This window comes from Nocardia sp. NPDC004168 (genome assembly GCF_040610355.1).
GTDB classification, from domain to species: domain Bacteria; phylum Actinomycetota; class Actinomycetes; order Mycobacteriales; family Mycobacteriaceae; genus Nocardia; species Nocardia sichangensis.
The window spans coordinates 20874-41473 of the sequence record NZ_JBEXME010000007.1 but is presented as its reverse complement, the minus strand read 5'-3'; the positions used below and the strand labels follow the sequence as shown (position 1 = coordinate 41473).

The following is a 20600-nucleotide window of genomic DNA, read 5'->3' as shown; positions in this document are numbered from 1 at the left end:
GCAGCTCAGCGGCGCACAGCGACCCGGACCGCACCGAGCCGAGCGCACCCCGCGATCATGCGCTCGGCCTCGATGGACGACGGCCCCGTCAGTCCCGGCGTGAGAAGTCCCGCGGTGACCGAACCGCGACACGGTGATCGGCGAAGAGCGATACCGCCGAGTCGGGCACTTGATCGACTGTCGTGTGCTCTGTCCGACCGTGCCCGGCAGGGGTCAATCGACACTGACCGTCGACGCACGAACGCCGCAACCGGCCCCGGGAGATCGTCTGCACCAATCCGATCGCCCAGCAGGTCGGGCACCCGCGCAGTGCGAGCAGACCCACCGGCGCGAGCAGCAAGCTGAACGCCCCGAATACCGGCAGCAATGCGATCGCGCCGATCAGCGCGCCGAAGCCCGCGACTCCGCGGGCCAGGTGCCGGGGCACCGAGGCGCTGGCGAAGCTTCGCTCGTCGGTCATTTCGTTCGCTCCTCTCCGGAGTCCGGCCACGGTGTGTTCCGCAGCTCGTGCTGGACCGTCGCGCGGGCGCGGTGCAGCCGTGACTTCATCGCCGCGACGCTGAGCCCGAGCATGCCCGCGACCGTGCGGCCGCTGTATCCCTGCACATCGCGCATGATCAGTACCCGCCGCTGGTCGGCGGGCAGCGCCGCGATCACGGCCGCCACCCGGCCCGCTTCGAGCCGCCGCACCGCCTCCTCCTCGGCCGACGCCACGGCGGCGTCCGGAATCGGCTCGGGCTGCCTGATCTTCGTTCGCCACTGCCGCAGGCACTCGTTGCGGACGATGCGGAACATCCACGACGCCAACGCGCCGGAGGCCCGCAAGGTCCCGATCTTGCGGTAGAGGATGATCAGCGCCTCCTGTGCGGCGTCCTCCGCGTCTTCGGCGGAGGCGCACAGTGTGTGGGCGAACCGGCGGACATGCGGATAGGAGCCCGATACCAGCGTGGTGATCGCCGCGGCGTCGCCTTCGCGCGCCGCCACGACCAATTGTTCGTCGGGCCAGATCCGGTCAGTCACGGGAGCGGCTCCGGCGGCGAAGCAGCGTCACGCTACACCAGCCGACCAGCACGGCGGCGACAGCGATAGCGGCAATGATCACAACGACCTCCTCGTTATCGTGCCGACCCGGTTGCCGGCACGACTATGAGAGGACCGACCTCGGGAAAAGGATTCACACCGAATCTCAGCACGACGCCACGCGCGTTCGAACCAGTGCTCCGGTCCAATCGCCTGCGCACCTCGCCATCGCGCGGATAATCGGATGCCCTCGCCGATCCTTCGGTTGTAGCGTCGGCCGATGCTCAATGGTTCGCGGCGGCAGCGATTTCTGGTAGCGGTGTCGCGCGGAGTTCGGGCACGGCCCCGGTCGGCGATGGCCGTGGGCGCGCTCGGCGTCGCGACCTCGGGGGTCTTCATCGATCTGTCCGGCGTCGCACCGGCCACCGCCACGTTCTTCCGTTGTGCGCTCGCGTTGCCGTTGCTGTGGCCGCTGGCCGGTGGTGAACGGGGCCGGGAAGGTGCGCTGTCCTGGCGACAGGCCGCGGTCGCCGTCACCGCCGGTGTGCTGTTCGCCGCGGATGCGCTGCTGTGGACGCGAGCGATCTACGAGGTCGGCGCCGGATTGACCGCGGTGCTGGTGAACGCGCAGGTCGTCATCGTTCCGCTGCTGGCGCTGCTCATCGACCGCGAGCCGATTCGGGGCGCGTTCCTCGTCGTCTCGCCGTTCCTGGTGGCGGGCATCCTGCTCACCGGCGGCGTCTTCGAGACCGGAGCCTCCGGCAGCGACCCCGTATCGGGCACGGTCCACGCCGTCCTCGCCGCGTTGTGCTACTCGGCGTTCCTGTTCCTCCTGCGCCGCGGCGGGCACAACGGGCAGGTGGTCCAGTCCTACCGGGTGGTGCTCCTGTCCGCGGCCGTCGTCGGAGCGCTGTGGCCAGGGGTCACATTCACGCCGGGCTGGGCGGAACTGGGCTGGCTGGCCCTGACGGCGGTGTGCGGACAGATCGGCGGCTGGCTGTTGATCGCCCTGGCCACCGCCCACCTGAGCAGCACGGTGAGCGCGGCCATGCTCATGCTGACCCCGGTCGGTGCGCTCGCCTTGGCGGCGGTCGTCCTCGGCGAGCAGCCCACGATGCTCCAGTTGTCCGGCTGCGCACTGATACTCGTCAGCGCCTACGCGGCTTCGACGTCCGGCTCCGGACGACGCCGGATCACGGCCACCGTCCGGAAACGACTGGGCGACTCGCGAAACGCCGCCGCCTGAAATCCGCAGCCGGTAAGGCTCGTCGAGCGGGCGAGATGACCGTCGCCACTCGACCCCGAGGTGTGGAACTTCTGCGCCTACGGCTTCACCGGCCGCCCCGTCTAGCCGAGCGAGATTTCCGGAGGTGTCGCCCGCAGGTCACCGCGATGGTCACGCCCGGCGCTCGAGGGTTCCCAGAAAGCTCTCGGCGGCGTCCTGGACCCGGTCGCGGTCGCCGGTGGCGAGCAGGTCGAGCAGCAGGCCGCGGATCGTGGCGATCACCAATGTGGCTGTGCGAGCCGCGGTCTCGGGGTCGGTGTCGGACGCCTGGGCTTCGCACAGTGCGATCTTCCAGTCGGTGACGACGTGGTCGAGGAAGTCGGCGAATTGGCGCGGAGCTTGCAGAGCGCGCCCGTAGACGGCGAAGAACAGTTTGAACTCCGCCCACCGCCGCGGGTCGGAGCTGCGGGTCCAGACCGCGCGGGCTGCCGTCGCCAGGTCGGGATGCGCGCCCGCCGCATCACCGGTGGCAGCGAACATGCGCCGCCGCAACCGCTCGAGGATGGCCTGAAGCATTTGTTCTTTGGTGCCGAAGTGGTGCACCAGGGTGGTCGGTGAGACCCCGAGGCCTGCCGCGACCGGCCGCCACGACAGTTCGGAGAGCCCATGCTCGATCGTGTAGTCGACCACCGCCTCGAGCAGCTCTTCCCGGTGTCGATGGTCGACCGGCCGCCCTGCCATCGTTGCGCTCCCTCGTTCGCGGATTGACATTCCTAAAACGACTGTACTAGAAATTATTCCTAGAACGACTGTACAAGAAATTTGAGTCAGGAGCCTTCCATGTCACGAGTCGTCGTCTTCGACGAGACCGGCGCCCCCGAAGTCCTGCGCATCATCGACGAGCCGGTCGGCGACCCGGGCATCGACGAGGTGCGAATCAAGGTCGAAGCCATCGGCATCAACCGACTGGACCAGATGGTGCGTGCGGGCATGTCCCCGCGGCCGATCCGAGTGCCACACGCCCGTCTCGGAGTCGAAGCAACCGGAACGATCGATGCCCTCGGCGCCGAGGTCGAGGGATGGGCGATCGGCGATGCGGTCGTCGTCACCGCCGTGCCCGACATGGACATCAACGGCACCTACGCCGAACACATCGTCATGCCCGCCGATCGGGTCATCGCTCGACCCGCCGGACTGGACGCCACGAGCGCCGCAGCGCTATGGGTGGCCTACTCCACCGCCTACGGCGCCCTCGTCGAGAAGGCCGCGATGCGACCCGGTCACCATGTCCTGATCACCGCCGCCTCCAGCTCTGTCGGCCTCGCCGCCATCCAGATCGCCAACCAGATCGGCGCCGTTCCCCTAGCCGTCACCCGGCACGCCGCGAAGCGGGACATCTTGCTGGCCACCGGCGCCGCCGCTGTCATCGTCACCGACCACGACGATGTCGTCGAGGCCACGCACCGGCACACCGCCGGGACCGGCGCCGACATCGTCTTGGACTCCGTCATGGGTCCCGGCCTGGCCCAACTGGCCGACGCGGCAAAGCCATTCAGCGGCACCCTGGTCACGGTGGGCTGGCTCGATCCCCGGCCCGCGCCGTTCCCGGCCAGCCCGATCACGATGATCCGGTACATGAGCTTCGAGCACACCCTCGACCCTGTGGCGGTGCGCCGCATCGCGGCATTCCTGACCGCGGGAATCCGCACCGGCGCCCTGCACCCCACGATCGACAGCGTGTTCACCCTCGACGACATCGTCGCCGCACACCACCACCTGGAACAGGGACATCAGGTCGGCAAAATCGTCGTCACCATCTGACCCTCGCGTTGCGTTCAGCGGGGCTTGCAGCGCGGTGGCCAGGGCGTCGTGGACGGATTCGGAGGCGCCTGCGAGGCTACCGCGTTCCATGCGCACGTAGTAGTCGACCGAGACCCCCGCCGCGCGCGCCAACTCCTCGCGCCGCAACCCCGGCACCCGTCGATGGGCCAGGCCGGGCCGCAACCCCGCCGCCTCCGGAGTGATGCGTTCGCGCCTGCTGTAGTGGGGATTCGGTGCTAACAATGGAGAAACTCCCGATGGTCGAGCCGCTGAAGACCGATCTGGATGAGATCACATCACTTGGGGCGCAGTTGAATACGAGGGCCGGTGAAATCGCGCAAATCGACGCCGAACCAGCCCAGTGTGGACCCACCGACTACGACTGTTGCGGGCCGCGACACCCTCTTCTGACGACGCCACGGCCGATGGCATGTGATGTATATCACATAATGGAACGGCGTCTGGAACGGCCACGTCCAAGTAGATGAATGAGAGGGCTTATCCCAGAAGGCAACTCAACAGTTGCTGATGCGCATGCATCGCAACACCCAATGGGGAGACCATGAACCACACGAAACTCATCATCGTTGCCTTGATCGCAGCGACGATTCCCGCCGTGATCGGTTCCGCGCCAACAGCTTCGCACAGCAAGTGTGGGGAGCGTGCGGTATCAGCACTCCCGAAGACAAAGTTGTCGCGAAGTACAGCAAAGCGCGGTTGACCTGCGGCAACACCGGCTATGGATTCCGGCACATCCAAACCAAGCACGGCGAGGAGTGGCAAGGGCTTGCAGCGATAGAAAACCGCAACTGGCGCGACATCGCCGACATGGCGATCAGTAAATCGTTGGATACCCCCGACCTCGTTGTCCCGCAGGGCGCCAGAACCTGTTACTCAGGGCAGATATACTTGGTCAACCACGTCAACGGGCAGATCGCGAAAACCGTCGAACCCACAGTCATCGTCGATAACGGCGTCATCGTCACTGCGTTCCCTGGAGGTAAATGTCGTGCCTAGCTCGCACCCCACCACAGCCGAACTGACGCAATCGGTGATCGCGGCAGGCCGCGAGTGGCAGGTGGAGATCTCGTCGTCGGATCAGGGCTTGCAGATCACCGGGCGTGGCGGTGAACGACTGGATGTGCCTATCGAGTTCGCGGTCACGGACGATGAACTGCGCGCCTACTACGTCGAGGTGAGCAAGTCCTCGCTCTATCCCGAAGACCAGAAATGGCAACAGTGGCAATCGCTGATGTCCACCCATTTGTTGGAAGCGCTGCACGAGCTCGACCGGCATGACGCGCACTGCGTCATCACCGTCGGCGAGACGGGGTTCACGGCGGTACCGCAACAGCTCAACTAACGCAACTACCCCTGGTGCTCAACTAACGCGTCTGTCGGAAGTGGAAAACTCTTGTGGATAGGGCAGGCGAGGCACCCGTAAGCGGCGGTGATGACGCCGCCTGGTCGGGCACCCAGCGTTGTCCGTGGCGGCCCCGGACACGGACCGGAACGCACGCACGGAATAGCCGGCGACCGATAACCTTCCGTGTTCGACCGGGTCACAGCGTTGCCGGATCATCCTGGTTGAGGGTTGGCGATCGGGGTCGCACGCTGGGTTGCGCGGGCAGCAGTGCCCGCCCTTCACCTCCGCTCGTCCCAGTGTTGGGAGTGACTGCCCAAGGCGAGCATTAAGGAGTGCGTAGCAGAGATGTCACCCCGGCGAGCAGGGCGACCTCTTCGCGGCGCAACCCGGCCACGTGACGGTTGCCGCCGTAGGCGGGCAGCCCGGCCTGCTGCGGGTCAGCCGCGCGCGGCGGTTCGCAGGAACTCGCGGATCTCGCTGCGCAGTTCCCATGATCTGCGCACTATCCGGCGTTGTCGGATGTTCTCGGCCCTGAGGGCTCTTGCTCGTTCCTCGGATCGTGTTGTCCCGCATCGAGTGGAAGCCGTCCGGGGCCGGGAGGGTAGATCGGCTGCGGGCGATGTCCGAACAAGTAGTCGCGGAAGGCCCGCAGATACTCGTCTTGTTTGCTTGCACGACCGTGTCCGGATCGTGGCTCAGGGGCGCGGGCGCTTCGGCGTTGCCGCCGGGCAGGGCGGCGGACACGATCTCGAACCGCTGCCCACTCGACACGCCCGGTACCTCGATCACCTCGGCCGGATGCTGTTGTTCCTCCAATAACCGGCGGACAACCGAACCGACGGCGACGCCGCGGCGGCGCTCGATGCCGCCTCCCGCGGCACGGTCGCGCTGTTGTCCTACACGCCGGAAACCCTCGACCACGATCTCGAAGCGGTGAAGTCCATGCTGACCGGCGACTTCCTGGCGTACTCGCGCGTGTTCGGTGCCGACACGGACGGGATCAGCTGGTCGGGGGCGCGTCCGCCGCGCGGCGTGCCCGGGCGCGCCGTTTGCCCTCGTGCATGGCCTGAACCCGGGCCACTGGAATCGTGTGTCCCTCCTCGATCAGATCCGGAGGAAGATGCTGCGGGGCAGGCATCTCCGCCTGCCACGGATCGTTGTCGCCGAGCAGGTCCGGCACGGTCCGCACAGTGAAATCGGACGGCGTCACCTCGTCGAGGTCCGACCAGCGCAGCGGGAACGACACGGTGACACCCGGACGGATACGCGGACTGTAGGCGGCGGCCACGGTGGCGCCACCCGCACGGGTGGCGTCGAGAAAGACCTTGCCGTGGCGGTCTTCCCGGATGAACGCTGTCGTGCCGACCGACGGATCGATCCGCTCGGCTCGCGCCGCCACCGCCCGCGTCGCCGCGGCCGCGTCCTCGACATCGGTCCCCGGGACCACCGGCACGAACACGTGCAATCCTCTGGAACCGCTCGTCTTCACTGCTCCGGACAGCCCGTCCGCAGTCAGCGCTTCCCGGATCAGCCGGGCGCCTGCCACGGCGTCGGCGAAAGTCTGTCCCGGTGCGGGATCGAGATCGAGCACAAGATGTGTGGGTTCCGGTGCGGATTCCGCGAGGAACAGGGTCGGGTGGTATTCGACCGCCCGCTGATTACCGAACCAGATCAGGGTCCGCAGGTCGTCACAAAGCGCGTAGGTGATCTCCCGCCGCGAACTCTCCGCCCAGACCTTCGTCCGCGCCACCCACTCCGGCGTGTACTTCGGGAGGTTTTTCTGCATGAACGGCTCCTGCCCCGGCCGCACCCGTACCACCGACAGCGGCCGTCCGCGCAGCACTCCCAGTAACCGTTCCCTGGCGAACTCCAGATAGTCCACCAGATCCCTTTTGCTCGCCTCGGCCTCGTCGAACAACGGCTGATCGAGATTGGACAGTTCGACGCCGTGACGCAGCTCGCCTCCCGCCATCGCTCCACTCTCCCTACCACCGTGCGCCGGTCGATCAGCGGGGGTGGCGAACTCGTTTCCCACTCGTTCTCGCACATTCACGTAAATTGCCTATGCCCGAACCGAATGAGCGACACGCATCCATGGCCTGAGCGAACTCGAAACTCCGATCTCATGGACCATCGAAACTGCTGTTCAGGCCTGCGCAAACTGCCGCTGTGCCGCTGATAGGCGACGATACACGTTCCTTGGTGGCCCCGTCACCAGGCATTTCGTGACAGATCGCCCCCATCTGGTGGCAGTGTCACCCATCGTTTCCGGCATGCGCGAGCCGATGTCGGCCAACGGAGGGCAAGACCCGCACGGTCAGCCTTCGGGGTTCCGGGGCCGAATACCGAACCGTCTGGGCTACGGCTGAGCTGGTCGGACTTCGCTTGCCTTGCGGTACTTTCCGTGTCCGCCTTCGCCGATGACCCATGTCACCGGCATGCCCGGTGTGATGAGTTGTTCGTCGCCCTGGTATTGCCAGAGGGAGAACCATACGTCGCCGGAGTGGCTGGCGATGAGTCCGTCGTAGGTGTCGGGCAGCCACCATCGGACCACACCGTCGAGGCTCGGATCAGGATCCTTCGCCGCGTCGACCTGCCCGTACGGTACCAAGCCGCCTGCGCCACGCCATCCGTCGAGAGTGGGGAGCAACGGTTGGTCCCCACCCGCGGGGTCGGCGGGCCAGATCTTTCCACTGCGGGACAGGATGTCGTCGTGGACTTCCCGGGCCAGTCTGCACGCCACACCGTCGGGAGTGCGCTCGACGGGGGTGGTGCCAATTACGACGCTCAAGGCCGGGACGGTGAATTCGATCCGCCATCCCGGTGGATCCGCCAGGCGGCGAAGCCGCTCGGGGATCGTTTCATCGATGTGCACCTCGAAACCGAGAGCCGACTCGATGTCGGCCGCCAGCAGGTCGGCGCCTCGCCGTGATGTCTCCTGGTCCATATAGCTACCCTGCCGATGTCGAGGAACGGCGCCCACTCCTCACGCTCGGTCAGTCGCGCCCGGAAAGCCTCGACCAACAGCTCGCCGCGTTGGTCGCGATCAGGACGAGACAGCGACAACGGACCGGTAGGTGTGCGGGTCGTCGATGGCGTCGAGGAGATAGTCGGCGAGGTCGGCACGCGAAGTGCGGGGACCGACCTTACCTTTCGCTCCCACCGAGACGCGCGGGCTGCCGTCGGCCTGCGCATCGGTCAATCCCGTGGGGCGGACGGAGGTCCAGCGCAGATCACTCTGCGCGAGTAGGTGTTCCATGCGCGCCATATCCGAGTAAGTGTGCCGCATGACCCTCCGCAGGACGGCGGCGAGGACTCTGGCGCCCGGCCCCGCGTCCGCCGGGACGTCCAGCGCCGCGGAGGAGATCACCAGCAGCCGCCCGCCCGGACGCATGGCGGCGATGATCTCGGCGGTGGCGGCGGAGTAGACGGTGGCGGGGCCGCGCCCGGTCGCGCCGAGCGCGGAGATCACCGCGTCGTACCCGCCGAGCAAGCCGGTCAACGATCCCGCGGCACACGGGTCGGCCGTCACCACGGTCGACCCGAGCGCGGACGCCGCGGTAGTGGCCGGGCGGACGATCGCGGTGACGCGATGTCCTCGTGCCAGCGCCCGGTCGACCACCATCCGCCCCGTTCGGCCGGTGGCGCCCAGGACCGCGATGGCGGCCATCAGCGCGCCGCGGGCCGGGTGGCGGGCTGGGTCAAGAAGGACACGGCCTCCATCAGCGGCTTGCGCTGGGTCTTCTGCACGGCCGCGATGCGCCACTGTCCGGCGGTGTCGCGGACGACGGTGTAGGTCGCGAGTTTGCCGAGCTTGCCCGGCCGCCGCTTCGAGGATTCGCCGCGGGTCACGACTACGGCGGCATCCGTTCCGTAGCAACGGATTTCGACGATGTCCACGGTCAGACGCGTGCCCTTCAGGAAGCTGTCGAACAGCGCTTGGTGGGCCCGGCCGATCTCCGCACCGCCGTGGTAGACGGTGCCGACATAGGTGATGTCCGTGGCGTCGTCGGTGAAGCAGGCGCCGTAGGCGGCGCCGTCGCCGCGATCCCACGCTTGCCTGCTGCGCTCGATGAGGGCGCGGATGGCGGCGGTGTCGGTGCTGGTGGTCATTTCGATCTCCTTCAGTCGGCCAGCAGGGCCAGGGCGGCCCGGCGGGGGAACAGCCGCGATACGGCGATGAGTGCCCGGTTGAACGGGCTGGTGAGTACGACGGAACCGGACCCGCCGGACAGAGCTTTTCGCGCACGGTCCACCACCTGCTCGGGTGTCTGGACCAGCCAGGGCGGTACGTCGGTGGCGGTTTGCGAGGCGGTGGCGGTGACGCCGGGGCACAGAGCCAGCACCCGTACGCCGCGTGCTCGCTGTTCGTGCCACAGCGTTTCGGACAAGGCCGTGACGAACGCCTTGGTAGCGCTGTAGACGGCGAGGCCCGGCTTCGGTATGTGCCCGAGCGTGGAGGACACGTTCACCAGGACGCCGCCGGGAGCGGCCGCACCGAGGAAGGCGTGGGCCAGCACGACCACCGCCCGGCAGTTCACCTCCAACGTGGCGATCGACGCTTCGAGCGCAACCTCGGTGAAATCGCCGTGCGCGGCGGTCCCGGCATTGTTGACCAGCAGCGTGTAACCACCGCCGCGAAGCCGTTCCGCGACCGCCCGCAGTCCCTCTTCGGTGCCGAGGTCGGCGGCGAGATAGTCGTGTCCGTCACCGAGTTCGGCGAGCAACATCTCCAGCGCTTCGATCCCGCGCGCCACGACGGTCACCGAATAGCCCTGTGCTGCCAGCGATTTCGCGAATGCGCGTCCGATCCCGGCGCTGGCGCCGGTCACCAACGCTCTCACCGTTCGGCCTCCGCCTTCGTCGCCGGGTCGAACAGGAACGAGATGCGCTCCATGACCGGCTGCCGCTTGGTGTTGTGGAAACTGGCGATCCGCCACTGGCTGTCGGCTTCGCGCACCAACGTGTAAGTCTGCGTCTTGGACAACTCCGCCGGGCGATCGCCTTCGTAGCGGTCACCTCGGCTGGTGACGATCGCCACGTCGGCACCGTAGAAGCGCACTCCGAGAAAGGAGTCGGCGAGTTCGGTGCCCTTCAGGAATCCCGAGAACAGGGCACGGTGCGCCTCGGTCAGATCGCGGCGGCCCACGTAGTGGGTGCCCAGAAAGGTGGTGTAGGTGGCATTTTCGGTGAAGGTCGCGCCGAACGCGTCGGCGTCGTTGCGGCCCCAGGCCGCCGTCATGGCGGCGATGGTCCCGCACACAGCCCGCAGGTCGTCGGCGCCGCCACCATCGGCGACGACCCGCGTGCACTCCATGACGCCGGCACTGCGGACATCCGAGGTCCGGTCCAGCCACAGGTACCCGCCTCCGCCGACGACGCCGAGCGTCAGCACGGCGACCCCCACGGCTCGGACCACGGTGCGTCGTCGCGGACTGCGCGAGGCAGTCGGTTCGGTCCCTGCGATAGCCGACGTCATGGTGAAATCCCTTCCCACAGCATTTACTGCTTACAAGATGTTTCATCTTTAGAGCAGTTTCTTCGTTGAAGAAGAGATTAGAGAAGATGCCTCCGCCTTGTCAATACGTCCGCATGATGCCGATCCCGACCGCGCTGCCCCATCCACTCTGGGGTGGCAACGTGCGCAGGCCCGGTCTCGTCGAGGCCGGGTTCGCCTCGACGGTTGCCTGTCCGTTCATCGCTTCTTCACCCCGGAGCGGTCGCAGAGCGGCACGATGAAGTGATGCGGCGGATGTGCGCAGCCGGTGTGGTAGCGGGGCTGGTGGCGGGCGGTGCGCTGACGGCGGGACCGGTGGCGGCCGATGGTCCGGCCGCGTTCGATCTGCAAGCCCATCGAGGTGGGGCGGGGCTGGTGGCGGAGAATACGCTGCCCGCGTTCGCGAACGCGTTGGAACTCGGGGTGAGCACGCTGGAGCTGGACGTGCAGATCACCGCGGACGGATACGCGGTGGTCACCCACGATCGCGATCCGAGTCCGGCGAAGTGCGTGGACACGGCGCCGGCCGTCGCGGGCGACCCGAAGTTCCCGTATGTGCCGGGGACTACCTACATCCGGGACCTGACGCTGGCTCAGGTGCGGACGATCGATTGCGGTTCGGTGCCGTCCGCGGATCACCCGGAGCAGCGCAGGGCGCCGGGAGCGCGAATGCCGTTGCTGGCCGAGGTATTCGATCTGGTGCGCGCGTATGGCGCCGATCAGGTGATGCTGAACATCGAGACCAAGGTCGAGGCCGCCGCCCCGGAACAGACCGCGCCGCGCGAGCAGTTCGTGGACGTCGTCGTGGCGGAGATCCGCCGGGCGGGCATCGGGCGGCAGGTCACTGTCCAGAGTTTCGACTTCGGCGCCTTGACGCGCCTGCGGGAGGTGGCCCCCGAGCTGCCGACCGTCGCGTTGACCGACGGCCGGCCGAAGTTGCAACCCGGAGAGCCCGGTGGCTCACCGTGGCTGGGCGGCATGGATATCGACGATTTTCCGGGATCGTTGCAGGAGAAGTACGTCGCGGCCGCGGCGGCCATCGGCGCGGCCGCGATCTCGCCGGTGCACGGCACTCCGCAGGACGGCACCGTCACCGACCCCGACTACCGGCCGTTCACCACGCCCGAACTCGTCCGCGCCGCACATCGCCGCGGCATGCGGGTGGTGCCATGGACGGTCGATGACCAGCCCACCATGACCGCTCTGCTCGGCCTCGGGGTGGACGGTCTCATCACGAATCGCCCGGACGTACTCCGCACACTGCTGTCCGGCCGCGGGTACCGCCTACCACCGGCATACCACCGATCCTGAGCGATCCCGCGGCCGACCTGGCATGCAGACTGCCCCGATCGGGACGGCGACGCGGCCGCCGCTCACCCTTCAGCGATCGGGTAGACGGGTCCCGTGATCAACCGAGAGTTTTCAGCAGTTCGTCCGCCACCCCTGCGGAGGAAGCCGGATTCTGGCCGGTGATCAGCGTGCGGTCCACCACCACATTCGGCGCCCACGGATCGGCCTCGCGGAAGTCGGCGCCGATCTCGACGAGCCGGTCTTGCAACAACCATCGGGCCTTGTCCGCGAAGCCCGCTTGGGTCTCTTCGGCATTGGTGAACCCGGTCAAGGCATAGCCCGCGAACAGGTTCGCGCCATCTTCACCCTTGGCGGCGAGCAGAGCCGCGGGCGCATGGCACACGACCGCCAGCGGCTTGCCGGAGGTCAGGATGGTGGCGAGCAGCCGACCGGAGTCGGCGTCGACCGCGAGATCTTCCATCGGCCCGTGCCCGCCGGGGTAGAACACCGCCGCGTAGTCGGCGAGGTCCACCTTCGCCAGGTCGACAGGGTTGTTCAACTCGGCGCTCGTGCCGATCACCCGCGCTCGATGATCTGCGGTCTCCTGACCGCCGTTGGCCTCGGGCGCGAGGCTGCCTTTGTCCACGCTCGGTACGACGCCGCCGGGCGTGGCCACCACGATCTCGTGTCCCGCCCCTTTCAGCTTTTCGAAGGGCACCACGAATTCCTCGGCCCAGAAGCCGGTCGGGTGCTTCGTCCCGTCGGCCAGCGTCCAGTGGTCGACTCCGGTCATCACGAAAAGGATCTTCGACATGGTGTGTTGTCTCCGTCGTCCGGAACCCGCTCGGTCAGGGTTCGCGTCATCGAGTCCCGTCGCGCTGGTCCACGTGGCACCTGGAAGTATCGATCCCACGCGTCTGGATCCCCAGCGACGACACTGTCGACGCTAGCCTTCGGCAACCATGGAATACCAATAAGATGACCGATTTCAGACATCGATTTTTGGATGGATCTTCGCAGACGACTTCGATTCGCGGCCGTTCCCGTTTCACTTTTTCCCTCAGCCTGGCCATGCACAACCGCGAGCCGGTCACCGGTCGGTCACGCAGCGCCGCCCCTCCCGCCTGACCTGGACTTGTTTACGCGCCATACTGGACCGGTGACGGAGATAGGTCAGTGCGAGCAGGAGACTGCACGCAAGATGCTCGGTGGTTGCCCCGATATCGGCAGCTTTAGTTTCTGGTTCGCCGACCAGCGGTGGGAATGGTCGGACGACGCCGCCACGATTTACGGGTACGCACCGGGAGAAGCCGAGCCGTCCACCGAACTTCTGCAACGCCACCTGCACCCCGACGACCGCGAGCGCGTCGCCCAGACGCTCGCCGAGGCCATCGAGACCGCGTCGCCGTTCTGCACCCGTCACCGGATCATCGACACCGAGAACGAGACGCACGACGTGATCGTCATCGGCGACCAGCTGTTCGACGAGCAGGGCGCCGTGGTGGGTTCCTCCGGTTACCTCATCGATGTCACCGAGACGCTCGAAGACAACCGGCAGGAAGCCCTCGACGACCTGCTGCCGGACGTGATCGACGCGCGCGCGGTGATCGAACAGGCCAAGGGCGTCGTGATGTTCGTCTACGGCGTCAACGCCGATCAGGCGTTCCGGGTGCTGCGGTGGCGCTCGCAGGAGACCAACATCAAGATCCGCGCGCTGGCCGAGCAGCTCGTCGCCGACGTCGTCGCGATGGGTGGTGCGCTGGTTCAGCAGCGCACCCGCTTCGATCATCTCCTGCTGACCCTGCACCACCGGGTCACGCCAACGGAACCTGGCGCGGGCTAGCCGACCGGTGTGCGCGGTCGGGTCGCCGCCGAACGGATCATTCCCTTGGTCCGCATGAGGAACTCGCCGAGATAGCTGTCGTGCGGGACCCCCGGACGCAACCACGTGGTCGGATGGTCACCCAGATAGAGGTTGGTGATCGTCGGCTCGTCCAGCAGCGCGTCGATGAGTTCGCGCCGCTCGGTCATCGCCGTGAGAACCAGCGAATCGCGCAGCGGGGCGACGCCGTCGGCGGGTGACCACGGCCCCACCCACACGCAGGGGAAGGCGAGTTCCACACCGAGCTGCGGCGCGGTGCTGCTGCCGACGAGGTGCACCGCGGGGCGCAGCACCACCGCGCCGGGCGACAGTTCGTCCACGATGGTGTCACCACCGAGCAGCGGGCGCGCGTCGCCCGCGACCCGACGCAGGTAGCGGTCCATCGCCGCCGCGGACTCGGTGGGCTGCACGGTGAGGATGGCATCCGGGTGCTCGGGCGGCAGGCTGGGAATGGCCCCCAACTCCGCGGCGAGCGCACGCGCCAGCGGCTCCGGATCGCCCTCGACCAGCACCGCGGTAGTGCAGGTGCAGGCGGTACCGCCGAGGTGGCTCACCGACTCGGCGATCAGCTCGACCTCAGCTCGCCAGTCCACGTCCGAGGTCACCAGGATCTTCGAGCGCCCCGGCCCCTGGGTGAGCACCCGCGCGCTGCCACCGTACTTGTCGACCACGTCCTGCCCGCCGTAGACGATGGCGAAATCGGACTCCGCCACCAGCACGTCGGCCGCTTCGTAGTCGGTCGGCAGCAGCGTGACCAGCTCCGGCGGCAACCCCGCCATGCGCAGAGCGCTGACCAGGCGAAAAGCGGTAAACGGCTCCCTGGTCGACGGCCGCACCGCCACCTTGTAGCCCAACGCGAGCGCCTCCGGCCACAAACCGTGCACCGCCGGGGTGTTTCCCGCCGCGTGCACCGCGAATAGATCGCCCCTGCGCGTCCAGACGGCGCATCCGGCGAGGGTGCGCCGGTCCTGCCAATCCGCCACCGCGCCCTTCGGCATCGCGAGTTCGAGGGTGTCGCGCTGCTCGCGCAGTACATCGGCGACCCATTGCACCGACTGCCGCACGACGGCCAGCGGGACTCCCGACGCGACGCTGACCAGTCGCGCGTATTCGTCGGGTCCGAGCCCGCCGATCTCGGCGTCGGTGAACAGGTCGGCCGCCCGTTCCAGCACCGCGAATCGCTCGGCGGCGGGCAGCACCGGCGCCTTGCGCATGGCCGTCAGCGCCCGGCGCACATACAGCGGCGGCACCTGGGAGATCTCCCCGATCTCGATGCCGGACAAGGTCGTCAGGGGCTTGCGGTCGCGGGCGCGATAGCTGCCCTGCGGACCGAGGGCGTCGATGTGCACGAACTCGCCCATCAGTACACCCCCTCGATGACCTCGGCGCCGCCGAAGGAGGTCATCGGCGCGACATCGGCGACCGAGCAGCCGGAACCCTGCTTCGGCGGCTCGACCTTCATGGCCAGGTCCCGTTCCGGATTGTTGGGCAGCAGAGCGTATTTCGTGAGGTGATGCATCACGACCTGACCGCGCTCGCCGTAGCCGACGTCGTCGCCGGTCTCCGGATCCACCACCTCGAACGCCAGGTAGGGGCTCGGCGGGTCGAAAACCGGCAGTCCGTCGGGGCGCTCCTCGTCCCGCTCCCGGGACATGCCGAGGATGGTGGTGCTGCCGTAGAGCCCTTTGAGCGGGATGCCGGGAAAGATCTCCTGCCGGAAGATGTCGCGGGTGTCGGCGTCCATGTGCGCGCCGCTCCAGCAGATGAACTCGATCTTCCGGCGGATCTGCTCCACCAGGTCGTCGCGACGCGCGATGCGCTCCAGCAGCGGCGGAGTGGTGATCAGGATCCCCACCGACTGCGTGGTGAGGATCTGCGCGACCTGGTCGACGACGTGTTCGGCGTACCGCTCGGTGTTCTCGGTGTCGCCCCGCGCGATCATCTGCTTGATCCATCGCGGGTCGAGGTCGATGGTGAACCGCACGCCGTTGTGCCTGCGCGCCCGGCGTTCGGCGAACTCGCCGAACATGTGCGGGCCACTCGGCGCCACGGCCAAGGTGTTCACCGTGCCGAGCCCGGCGTAGTGGTGCTCGTCCCAGCCGAGCGCGAACTGCATCCAGCGGTCGAACATGACGAAACGTTTCGGCGCACCGGTGGTGCCGCCGCTCTCATAGATCCCCGCGATGACGCGGTCGGCGCCCGTCAGCCCGCGGGGGATCAAGTCCTCCACCGCGACCGTGCGGAATTCGTCGATGACGTTGGGGAAACGGCGCAGGTCGGCGAAGGTCCGGATATCGGCGACGGGATCGAAATCCAATGTCCGCGCGCGGCGCAGCCAGTACGGGCTGCCCGTCTCCTCGCTGAAATGCCAGGCCAGCACGGCGCGCAGGTATTCCTCCGCGTCGATCATCGCGTAGTCGTGCGCGGCGAGGTCAAGGATTACGGGGCGCATGCGCGGCCTCCAGTGATGTGCCCCGAATCGGGGTTTCAGCTCGAACGCCGCAATCCTCTCCCGGCCCGGTCGAGGGCAAACGCGCTGTCGCCCAGTTCGATCCGCCGATAGGACACTCATATCGAGAACCGCGATCGACGCCGTGTACACGTTCGCCGAGCACGTACCGGTGGTACCCGCCGCGGCGTCGGCCGCTCGCCCCCGGCCTACGGGGATCCATTGGTGATGTCCATCACATCGTGTCAGAAATCGGCGGCCCGAAATGTCTTATGGGCAGCCGTCGATGACCGGGAGGTCCCGCCAGTTATGAGCACCATGTCACGGGGAGCAGATGCCCTGGATGAACGTTACCGCGCTTCCGCCTTCGTCAAGCGCTCGATCAACAAGGTATTCCCGACCCACTGGTCGTTCCTGCTCGGCGAGATCGCCCTGTACAGCTTCATCATCCTGCTGCTGTCAGGGGTGTACCTGACGTTGTTCTTCGATCCCTCTATGAGCGAGGTGGTATACGACGGCGCGTACCAGCCCATGCGGGGATTGACCATGTCCCGGGCCTACGAGTCGACGCTGAATCTCAGTTTCGAGGTCCGCGGCGGGCTGTTCGTGCGGCAGGTACACCATTGGACCGCGTTGCTTTTCGTGGCGTCGATGATCGTGCATATGTGCCGGATATTCTTCACCGGCGCGTTCCGCCGCCCACGCGAGATCACCTGGGTGATCGGCTCACTACTACTGATCCTCGCCCTGTTCGAAGGCTTCTTCGGCTATTCGCTGCCTGACGATCTGCTGTCGGGTACCGGCATGCGCGCGGCCTTCTCGGGTTTCACGATTTCCATCCCCGTGGTGGGCACCTGGTTGCACTGGCTGATCTTCGCGGGCGATTTCCCCGGCGACATCATCATCCCCCGTCTGTACATCACGCACGTGCTGCTGTTCCCGGCGATCATGTCGGCGCTGGTCGTCGCACACATCGGAATCGTCTGGTACCAGAAGCACACTCAGTTTCCCGGACCAGCCCGGAACGAGAACAACGTCGTCGGCACACGTATCGTGCCGGTGTTCTCCCTCGATCAGGGCGCCTTCTTCATGTTCACCCTCGCGACAGTGTCGTTCATGGGTGGCCTTTTCCAGATCAATCCGGTCTGGAACCTGGGTCCTTACAACCCGTCGCAGGTATCGGCGGGTTCGCAGCCCGACTTCTACCTGATGTGGACCGACGGCATGGCACGCCTCATGCCGCCTTGGGAACTGTACATCGGCAACTACACCGTGCCGGCAGCCTTCTGGGTCGCGCTGGCGATGGGATTGGTGCTCTTGGCGCTGATGGTGTACCCGTGGATCGAGAAGCGTCTTTCGAGGGACACCGCGCATCACAATCTGCTGCAGCGGCCGCGAGACGTGCCGGTGCGCACAGCAATCGGCGCCATGGCCCTCACGTTCTACGTGGTGCTGACGCTGGCGTGTGTCAACGACATCATCGCACTGAACTTCGACATCTCGCTCAACGCGACGACCTGGTTCTTCCGCATCGCGGTGCTGCTGTGCCCGCCTACGGCCTACTTCCTTACCTACCGAATGTGCCTGGGTCTGCAACGCAGCGATCGCGCGGTACTCGCCCATGGCATCGAGACCGGCGTGATCAAACGCTTACCGCACGGCGAATACATCGAGATGCACCAGCCGTTGGGCCCAGTCGACGACCACGGCCACCCGGTTCCGCTCGAATATCAAGGCGCCCCGGTACCGAAAAAGATGAACAAACTGGGGTTGGCGGGCAAGCCCGGACCGGGCTCGTTCCTGCGCCCGGATCCGGCGCCCGAAGCGGAGCGCCTGGTGATGACCGAGCACACCGAAGAACGCAGGCAACTTGCCGTTCTCCGGGAATACCAGCAGCGCCGCGACAACGAAAGGCACGACCGATGAGACGGAGGCGCGCCGGGCACGCCGAAGACTACGGCCTGCTGGTCCCCGCGGCCACCGTCGCCAGCGAGCACGCGGGTAACGTCGTCAGAGACACCTTGCGCGCCAACGGGATCCGTTCCACTGTGGGACGGACCGACCGACGCGGCCGACTCCACCGCCTGCTCGTTCTCGTCTTCCCCGAGGACGCCGCGCGGGCCTACGAGGTGATCTGCGCCCATACGAGCCAGCCTGAATCTTGAAGATGCCACTCGAAGTGGTCGCCAGTGTATTCGAAGCCGATTCTGTGGACATCGCTCGTGCGGTCAGTTCGTGGAGCGGTGGCGCTGGGAGCGCCGCGAACAGGACTCCTGTCGGCGGATTCGGACGTACCTATTGCCAACAAGACTGATCTGTCTCTATTTTTAACGAGACAGATCAGTCTCTATCGGCGCGACGGATGGAGTCCTTCATGGCTACGGAGTCAGACTTGCGGGCGGGCGCATGATCATCGGAGCCGCGGAGGAGACGCCTGCCACGATGCTCGCCGCCCATCACGTCGAATTCGGCGCGCCGCTCGCCGTGGGCCAACTGCCCCGGCCGGTGCCGCTTCCCGGGGAGGTCCGGATCAAGGTCGCGGCGACCAGCGTCAACCCCGTCGACATGCACACCGGTCGCGGGAACGGCTACGTCCAGTCGATGACACTTCCGCTCATCCCGGGCTGGGACGTGGCGGGAACCGTCGATGCGGTCGGGTACGGCGTGGCGAGGCACCGCGTCGGCGACTCGGTCTTCGGCTTGGCCCGGTTCCCCCATCCGGCCGGGGCTTACGCGGAGTACGTGACGGCTCCCGCACACCACGTGGTGCGCGCTCCGGCAGGCCTCACCATGGTGGAGGCGGCCGCGCTGCCGTTGTGCGGGCTGACCGCCTGGCAGATGCTCCGAGCGGCGAAGGTGGAGCGGGGCAAGCGTGTCCTGATCGACGGCGCCTCCGGCGGTGTCGGACACCTCGCCGTGCAGATCGCTCGCGCGCTCGATGCGGAAGTGATCGCGCTCGCTCGGCCCGAGCACCACTCGCTGGTCACCTCATGGGGCGCCGACGACTGCGTGGACTATCGGGACGCCGCGGCGGTGGCCGCCATCGACATGGCCGACGCCTTGTGCGATGTCGTAGGCGGCGATCTGGCCCTACGGCTGTTCGACCGGATCGCCCCGGGCGGCTGCGCTGCGCTCGCCTTGGGCTGGGCAGTCCCGGACTACCGGGCTGAGGCTGATGCGCGTGGGATCGACGCGGTGTCCTGCTTGGTCGACCCGGATCCCGTAGGCCTGAGAGCCTTATCCGAACTCGCGGAAGCCGGTTCCTTGCGCGTGCACATCGGAGCGACCTTCGGCCTCGCGGAGGCGAGTCGGGCACAGCAGTGGGTGACCAGCCGATCCGGCATCGGCAAGGCCGTCATCGTGATGCCGGACTCAGCGGAATGACCACCCAGCGAACCGGGACGCCGGCAGCCCCGCCCCGGCAACAGGGCACCGCCGGTTCACGCGCCCCCCGGCTGCGTGGGCCGGCGCTTCGAGAAGCGGTGCTCGACATCGCCTGTCAACTCTTCTACGACAACGGTGTGCATGCCGTCGGTGTGGATGAGGTCGTGCGCCGCGCCGGCATCGCCAAAGCCAGCCTCTACCGGTGGTTCCCCACCAAAGACGCGCTCATCCTCGCGGTTCTCGACCGAATCGACCAGCAACTGTGGGCACGGTGGGACGAGGTGGCGAAGCAGTTCGCCGACGATGCCGAGGCAGAGCTGCGGACCCAGATCACGTGGATGACCGACATGGCGGCATCACCTGGATACCGAGGCTGCGCCTTCGTCAACACGGCGGCCGAATTCTCCGAGAGCCATGACGAGATCCGTGACCGCTGCCTCCAGCACGAGCGGGAACTGGGCATGCGCCTTCGCAGGCTTGGTCGACGCCTTGCCGTGCCCGACCCCGATTCCTTCGCCGACCAGCTCCAGTTGGGGATCGTCGGCACATTCACCACCTCGGGCCTGTTCTCCAGCGCGGGCCCCGGGCGGCGACTTCCGGCACTCCTCGACGCGATCCTGGCGGCGAATCTCGGTCGCTGAGTGCAGCGCCACTGTGGGCAAGGCT

At 67.1% G+C, this 20600-nt stretch carries 22 protein-coding genes and 2 pseudogenes; 10 read left to right on the top strand and 14 right to left on the bottom strand.

Annotated features, from left to right (window positions below; translation table 11 throughout):
- Positions 1-88: 88 nt before the first annotated feature.
- Both ABZW96_RS15770 and ABZW96_RS15765 read right to left on the bottom strand, forming a co-directional pair.
- Positions 89-460, bottom strand: coding sequence for a hypothetical protein (locus ABZW96_RS15770; protein ID WP_355075117.1), 372 nt, complete (start codon positions 458-460; stop codon positions 89-91).
- Positions 457-1020: an RNA polymerase sigma factor gene (locus ABZW96_RS15765; RefSeq protein ID WP_355075115.1), complete on the bottom strand. Its 564-nt coding sequence runs from the start codon at positions 1018-1020 to the stop codon at positions 457-459. The genes ABZW96_RS15770 and ABZW96_RS15765 overlap by 4 nt, the downstream gene beginning before the upstream one ends.
- A gap of 280 nt (positions 1021-1300) precedes the next feature.
- Here ABZW96_RS15765 and ABZW96_RS15760 point away from each other — a divergent pair, with 280 nt between their 5' ends.
- The gene (locus ABZW96_RS15760) at positions 1301-2266 is read left to right on the top strand and encodes a DMT family transporter (RefSeq protein ID WP_355075113.1); all 966 of its coding nucleotides are present in this window, start codon (positions 1301-1303) and stop codon (positions 2264-2266) included.
- 150 nt (positions 2267-2416) lie between these two features.
- On the opposite strand, the gene ABZW96_RS15755 is transcribed toward ABZW96_RS15760, so the two are convergent.
- On the bottom strand, positions 2417-2986 hold the full coding sequence (locus tag ABZW96_RS15755; protein WP_355075111.1) for a TetR/AcrR family transcriptional regulator: 570 nt from the start codon (positions 2984-2986) through the stop codon (positions 2417-2419).
- Between the two features lie 99 nt (positions 2987-3085).
- Here ABZW96_RS15755 and ABZW96_RS15750 point away from each other — a divergent pair, with 99 nt between their 5' ends.
- A complete protein-coding gene (locus ABZW96_RS15750) occupies positions 3086-4066 on the top strand; it encodes a zinc-dependent alcohol dehydrogenase family protein (protein ID WP_355075109.1) in 981 nt (326 codons plus the stop codon).
- A gap of 24 nt (positions 4067-4090) precedes the next feature.
- Here ABZW96_RS15750 and ABZW96_RS15745 read toward each other — a convergent pair.
- Positions 4091-4309 (bottom strand): annotated as a pseudogene (locus ABZW96_RS15745) (helix-turn-helix transcriptional regulator); the annotation flags it as partial.
- Between the two features lie 291 nt (positions 4310-4600).
- Between ABZW96_RS15745 and ABZW96_RS15740 the strand changes: the two are divergent.
- Together ABZW96_RS15740 and ABZW96_RS15735 are read left to right on the top strand one after the other, a co-directional pair.
- Complete coding sequence (locus tag ABZW96_RS15740) at positions 4601-5083, top strand: hypothetical protein (protein WP_355075107.1); 483 nt, start codon at positions 4601-4603, stop codon at positions 5081-5083.
- Positions 5076-5429 carry a hypothetical protein gene (locus tag ABZW96_RS15735; protein WP_280475415.1) on the top strand — a complete coding sequence of 118 codons (354 nt, stop codon included), beginning with the start codon at positions 5076-5078 and terminating at the stop codon, positions 5427-5429. Before ABZW96_RS15740 ends, ABZW96_RS15735 begins: the two co-directional genes overlap by 8 nt.
- 349 nt (positions 5430-5778) lie before the next feature.
- Here ABZW96_RS15735 and ABZW96_RS15730 read toward each other — a convergent pair.
- From ABZW96_RS15730 to ABZW96_RS15700, 7 genes and pseudogenes are all read right to left on the bottom strand, one after another.
- Positions 5779-5935: pseudogene (locus ABZW96_RS15730) on the bottom strand (transcriptional regulator); the annotation flags it as partial.
- 497 nt (positions 5936-6432) lie between these two features.
- Complete coding sequence (locus ABZW96_RS15725; protein WP_355075104.1) at positions 6433-7404, bottom strand: ATP-dependent DNA ligase; 972 nt, start codon at positions 7402-7404, stop codon at positions 6433-6435.
- A 387-nt stretch (positions 7405-7791) separates the two neighbouring features.
- Positions 7792-8379, bottom strand: coding sequence for a hypothetical protein (locus ABZW96_RS15720; protein WP_355075102.1), 588 nt, complete (start codon positions 8377-8379; stop codon positions 7792-7794).
- A 99-nt stretch (positions 8380-8478) separates the two neighbouring features.
- Positions 8479-9102, bottom strand: coding sequence for an NAD(P)H-binding protein (locus tag ABZW96_RS15715; protein ID WP_355075100.1), 624 nt, complete (start codon positions 9100-9102; stop codon positions 8479-8481).
- Entirely contained in the window at positions 9102-9545 is a 444-nt protein-coding gene (locus ABZW96_RS15710) for an SgcJ/EcaC family oxidoreductase (protein ID WP_355075098.1), read from the bottom strand. Before ABZW96_RS15710 ends, ABZW96_RS15715 begins: the two co-directional genes overlap by 1 nt.
- Positions 9546-9556: 11 nt before the next feature.
- Complete coding sequence (locus tag ABZW96_RS15705; RefSeq protein ID WP_355075096.1) at positions 9557-10276, bottom strand: SDR family NAD(P)-dependent oxidoreductase; 720 nt, start codon at positions 10274-10276, stop codon at positions 9557-9559.
- Positions 10273-10911 (bottom strand): SgcJ/EcaC family oxidoreductase, encoded by a 639-nt coding sequence (locus ABZW96_RS15700; RefSeq protein WP_355075094.1) that lies wholly within the window; start codon positions 10909-10911, stop codon positions 10273-10275. The genes ABZW96_RS15705 and ABZW96_RS15700 overlap by 4 nt, the downstream gene beginning before the upstream one ends.
- A gap of 264 nt (positions 10912-11175) precedes the next feature.
- On the opposite strand from ABZW96_RS15700, the gene ABZW96_RS15695 reads away from it, so the two are divergent.
- On the top strand, positions 11176-12240 hold the full coding sequence (locus ABZW96_RS15695; protein WP_355075092.1) for a glycerophosphodiester phosphodiesterase family protein: 1065 nt from the start codon (positions 11176-11178) through the stop codon (positions 12238-12240).
- Positions 12241-12337: 97 nt separating this feature from the next.
- On the opposite strand, the gene ABZW96_RS15690 is transcribed toward ABZW96_RS15695, so the two are convergent.
- Positions 12338-13033, bottom strand: coding sequence for a type 1 glutamine amidotransferase domain-containing protein (locus ABZW96_RS15690; protein ID WP_355075091.1), 696 nt, complete (start codon positions 13031-13033; stop codon positions 12338-12340).
- 345 nt (positions 13034-13378) lie between these two features.
- Here ABZW96_RS15690 and ABZW96_RS15685 point away from each other — a divergent pair, with 345 nt between their 5' ends.
- Positions 13379-14062: a PAS and ANTAR domain-containing protein gene (locus ABZW96_RS15685; protein WP_355075089.1), complete on the top strand. Its 684-nt coding sequence runs from the start codon at positions 13379-13381 to the stop codon at positions 14060-14062.
- Here ABZW96_RS15685 and ABZW96_RS15680 read toward each other — a convergent pair.
- Together ABZW96_RS15680 and ABZW96_RS15675 are read right to left on the bottom strand one after the other, a co-directional pair.
- Complete coding sequence (locus ABZW96_RS15680) at positions 14059-15462, bottom strand: aldehyde dehydrogenase family protein (RefSeq protein WP_355075087.1); 1404 nt, start codon at positions 15460-15462, stop codon at positions 14059-14061. The two genes, ABZW96_RS15685 and ABZW96_RS15680, sit on opposite strands and share 4 nt — an antisense overlap.
- Entirely contained in the window at positions 15462-16553 is a 1092-nt protein-coding gene (locus ABZW96_RS15675; RefSeq protein WP_355075085.1) for an AMP-binding protein, read from the bottom strand. The genes ABZW96_RS15680 and ABZW96_RS15675 overlap by 1 nt, the downstream gene beginning before the upstream one ends.
- Positions 16554-16859: 306 nt before the next feature.
- On the opposite strand from ABZW96_RS15675, the gene ABZW96_RS15670 reads away from it, so the two are divergent.
- The 4 genes from ABZW96_RS15670 (at position 16860) to ABZW96_RS15655 (ending at position 20575) form a co-directional block, all read left to right on the top strand.
- Complete coding sequence (locus ABZW96_RS15670) at positions 16860-18476, top strand: cytochrome bc complex cytochrome b subunit (RefSeq protein WP_355075541.1); 1617 nt, start codon at positions 16860-16862, stop codon at positions 18474-18476.
- On the top strand, positions 18473-18715 hold the full coding sequence (locus ABZW96_RS15665) for a hypothetical protein (protein ID WP_355075083.1): 243 nt from the start codon (positions 18473-18475) through the stop codon (positions 18713-18715). Before ABZW96_RS15670 ends, ABZW96_RS15665 begins: the two co-directional genes overlap by 4 nt.
- Positions 18716-18956: 241 nt before the next feature.
- Complete coding sequence (locus ABZW96_RS15660; RefSeq protein WP_355075081.1) at positions 18957-19934, top strand: NADP-dependent oxidoreductase; 978 nt, start codon at positions 18957-18959, stop codon at positions 19932-19934.
- On the top strand, positions 19931-20575 hold the full coding sequence (locus ABZW96_RS15655) for a TetR/AcrR family transcriptional regulator (RefSeq protein ID WP_355075079.1): 645 nt from the start codon (positions 19931-19933) through the stop codon (positions 20573-20575). Before ABZW96_RS15660 ends, ABZW96_RS15655 begins: the two co-directional genes overlap by 4 nt.
- The last annotated feature ends 25 nt before the right edge of the window (positions 20576-20600 follow it).